We start from the raw sequence: 3,654 nt of genomic DNA on the forward strand, positions 1-3,654 counted from the left end.
ATGATCCTCAGGAAGCTGAGGCTTTTTTACGCCGCTGTTCTGGCCGCTTTGCTCAACCGCTCAATCGCTGTCGAATACCAGCCGTGAGGGCAAGCGCCGTCCAAAACGAATTATTCAGACCCGACTCCTTAGCTTGCCGCGGAGAACTGAGCATGCCCGATGCTACAGAAAGTGAAATGGGCCGCAAGTAACCCGAAAACTGCTACTGCAGATAGTCAAAATTCGCGCTACGATGACAAAAAGCGTCCGGGACGTACCGATGCTGGCAGTTGAACTGTCAGCATGGCGTCATTGGCAAGAACGGTAGTTCCTTCCAAGTCGGCGTCATCAGGCGGCTATCGCGCCGGTCCTGTCATACACACACAAAGGCTGTCCAAACGCAGTTGTTGGACCGACATTGATGACGATGCTTCCGGGCCGGCCCCGCTGATCCATCGGACGCACTCATTCGAAGCGATAGGCTTTGGTGACCGTGCCCCGAAACAATGCTTCGCGCTCTGCGGGACTCGCTTGCGCAGTCAACTTCTTGAAGGCGTTCCAACCGTTGCTGAAGGGATAAGAGCCCTTGTCCACGGGGAAATTGCTTTCGAACATGCAGCGGGCCGCACCGAATGCATCGATACACGTATAGATCCATGGCTTCCACGCCTGTGCCCATTGGTCCGACGAGGGTGGGCGCTCGCCCTTTTCGAACTCGAAGCCATTGATGCGCATACCAAGGCCACCCACCTTCACATAGACATTCGGCAGTTCGGCGAGCGTGCGCATTGAACGGGACCACGCATCGAATACTTCCTCGCGCTGCTTTGCATAGCTGGCGATCCGGAGAACGCCGCCGCAATGGTTGATGATGAAAGACGTATGAGGATTGGACTTGGCTAGCTCGTACAACTCCGGCAGCTGCGGAAAGAATAACCACGCGTCGTATGAGAGTCCAAGCGAAGCTAGTTGTGCGACTCCCGCCCCGTAGTCCGGATCGAGCAGCAGCCCTCGCGGGGGCGCCGACAATGGATTGACAAGGGACCGGTCGGCATCCCAAGTAACGAGGTGCCTAACGCCACGAAATCTACCATCGCCAGCATGCAGTTCTGCTTCGAGAGCATCGCGCACCGCTGATCCGCGGCGAAGATCAGCGGAGCCGACCATGGCTTTCGCAACCTGCGGCTTGCCGCTCTGCAAAGGGGTCGTGACGCTTGCAACATATTCGATTTCTCCCACAGGGCGCAGTGCCTCGGGACCAGACGGGCGATACCGTGTCAGCGCCTGCATGAACGCCGAGGCAGTAATGTTATGTCCCGAGCGCGCGTCCTCGAGATACTCGTCCAGAAGGTAGGTCCATCCTGGGCGCTTGTAGAAGTGATGATGCGCATCGATGATCGGCATGTCGGGCTCGAGCGCGGCTTCGGTGCCGCGAGCGAGCCAGTCGGCCCGAACGGGAAGGTAACTACTCGTTGTGCTCATGACGTGCTTTTCCTCTCTTGCAAACGCATGGCGCCCGGTGACAGGGGAGAGAATCATGGAAGCTGCGGCAGTGCCGAGCAATTGCCGACGCCGCGGCGAATGAGATTTGTTCACGTCTGTTCTCCGGAATCGAACGCGTGAAGTGACAGTGTCAGCAATGTCGTGATGCCCAGCGCGATTGACAGACCAATCATGCCGGCTGAGAACGTACCGAAACCGTCTTTCAGATAGCCGATGAGATACGGTCCGGCAAAGCCGCCAAGCGCGCCGAACGAGTTGATGAAGGCGAGCCCACCGGCGGCCGCTTGGCCGGAAAGGAAGCTGGCTGGGAGCGTATAGAAGATCGTTCGCCCAGCAATCGTGGTGATAAGCGCGAGCGTGAGGCCGGCCATCGTCGGAAGTAGTTGATGAAAGTACGTCGAGACGCCGAGCGCGATTGCGCCGATCAGCAGACCCGCGGCCAGATTCTTTATCGGCCCGCCGCGACTATCGACTCGCTTGGCCCACCAGAGCAACGCAACAGTAGCAAAGAAGTAAGGCACCGCCGACATCCAGCCCGTCTTTGCCACGCTCATGCCGTGAGCCCTCAGCATCTGAGGGAGCCAGATGCCGATGCCGTAAGAGCCCATCGTGAAGCCGAAGGAAATCATCGCCAGAATGTAGGTTCGCACGTCCTTCAATGCCGCGACGAAATTTTTCTTCTTCCGACTTGACGTGTCTTCTCGATCGAACGCCCCTGCAGAGCTTGCCGTTCGTCGTGGGACAACCACTTCGCATCGGCGGGCTTGTCCGCCAGCATTTTGAGTGCTAGAAAACCGAGCACGCACGCGGGCGGTCCTTGAACGACGAACATCCACCTCCAGCCAGCTAGTCCCAAGACACCGTCCATGTGCAGCAGGCCAGCCGAGAGCGGCCCCCCCGACGAGCGACGAGAGCGGCGTGGAGACGGTGAACCAAGCCAGAACTCGGGTGCGATAGGCAGGCGGAAACCAGACCGCGAGAAAAAAGATCACACCGGGAAAAAATCGGCCTCGCCGATGCCAAGCATCAGCCGGATCGCGTAGAAGCTTTTCGGGCCGACAGCCAGTGCCGTTGCCGCTGCGAAGAGGCCCCACGTGATCATGATGCGGGCGAGCCAGCGCCGCGCGCCGAAGCGGTACAGCGCGAGGGTACTCGGAATCTCGAACAAGCAATACCCCGCAAACATGATGCCAGCGTCCCAGCCGAATTGCGTAGCGGTCAAATCCGGATCGCGGTTCATTGTCAACGCCGCGAAACCGACGCTGGTGCGATCGAGATAGTTGAAGAAGTACGCAAGCGCCAGTAGCGGAATGAAGCGCCGCGCGGCTTTTCTGACCGCGGAGTGCTCGAGGGTGGAATCCGCCGCGCGGCCTGTGGCGATATTCGATGAACTCAATGCCATGCCTCGTCTCCGGACAAATCGCGGCGCGCAGAGGCCCGGCCTCTGCGGAACAGTGACTGCTTGTTTGCTTCGCTAGTTCAGGCGCTGGCGAGTTCGTTCGCCGAAGGATTCGACGCATCGTGAGGCTGGGCGTCCCGACACTTGACAACCCCAGCCTCGATCAATCGTCCGAGATCCTCAGCCGTGTATCCGAGATCTGTCGAGTATCCTGACCGAGCGAAGGCGGCGGCGCGCGTAGGTGCAGGCGCTCACCACCGAGCGTCAAGGGCAGCAGCGCAGTCCGTGTCGCGATGGCTTGCCCCGCATCGCTGGCGTCAGGCGGCAAAGTCACTTCGGCGAGTCCGCCGGTAGCGAGCAGGTGCGGATCATCGAAAAGATCCTGCGGCTTCATGATCGGCGCATAAGGCAGCCCGCAGCGCTCGAAGATCGCGCTAATCTCCGCGGCGGTGAACGCTTCCAAATGTTTTCGAAGCTGCGGCAGCAACCATTCGCGGGCCTGCACGCGCAGATTGTTGGAGGCTAGCCGCTCATCCGACTTGAGCTCCGCCAGCCCGAAAGCGTCGCAGAACGGCGCCCATTGAGTATCGGAGGCGACCGCAAGAAAGATCTGCTCGCCGTTTTTCACCGAGAACACGTCATAGACGCCCTAGCAGGCTGTTGAAAAGCGCCCCGTCATGACGACCGAAGCTACGTTCAGGAGACTTGCGCGTGCAATTTCCCGCTGAATTACCGGTTTGCCGCGCGATCCGCGCGGGGCATGCGCACGCATG

Annotated in this window: 2 protein-coding genes and 2 pseudogenes; 1 reads left to right on the forward strand and 3 read right to left on the reverse strand. The window is 59.7% G+C overall.

Annotated features, from left to right (window positions below; translation table 11 throughout):
• A partial coding sequence (locus AB4Y34_RS41080; protein ID WP_368719221.1) for a hypothetical protein occupies window positions 1-191 on the forward strand: 191 nt, incomplete at its 5' end.
• A gap of 253 nt (window positions 192-444) precedes the next feature.
• On the opposite strand, the gene AB4Y34_RS41085 is transcribed toward AB4Y34_RS41080, so the two are convergent.
• From AB4Y34_RS41085 to AB4Y34_RS41095, 3 genes and pseudogenes are all read right to left on the reverse strand, one after another.
• Entirely contained in the window at window positions 445-1,518 is a 1,074-nt protein-coding gene (locus AB4Y34_RS41085) for an amidohydrolase (RefSeq protein WP_176370114.1), read from the reverse strand.
• Window positions 1,519-1,571: 53 nt separating this feature from the next.
• Window positions 1,572-2,884 (reverse strand): annotated as a pseudogene (locus AB4Y34_RS41090) (MFS transporter).
• A 77-nt stretch (window positions 2,885-2,961) separates the two neighbouring features.
• Window positions 2,962-3,527: pseudogene (locus tag AB4Y34_RS41095) on the reverse strand (CoA transferase); the annotation flags it as partial.
• Between the last annotated feature and the right edge of the window lie 127 nt (window positions 3,528-3,654).

Origin of the sequence: Paraburkholderia sp. BR10954, from assembly GCF_040965775.1 — a bacterium.
Lineage (GTDB): Bacteria > Pseudomonadota > Gammaproteobacteria > Burkholderiales > Burkholderiaceae > Paraburkholderia > Paraburkholderia youngii.

Excerpts from the sequence above, each read along its gene's own strand:
- AB4Y34_RS41085 (WP_176370114.1), bottom strand. The coding sequence starts at position 1,518 with ATGATTCTCTCCCCTGTCACCGGGCGCCATGCGTTTGCAAGAGAGGAA.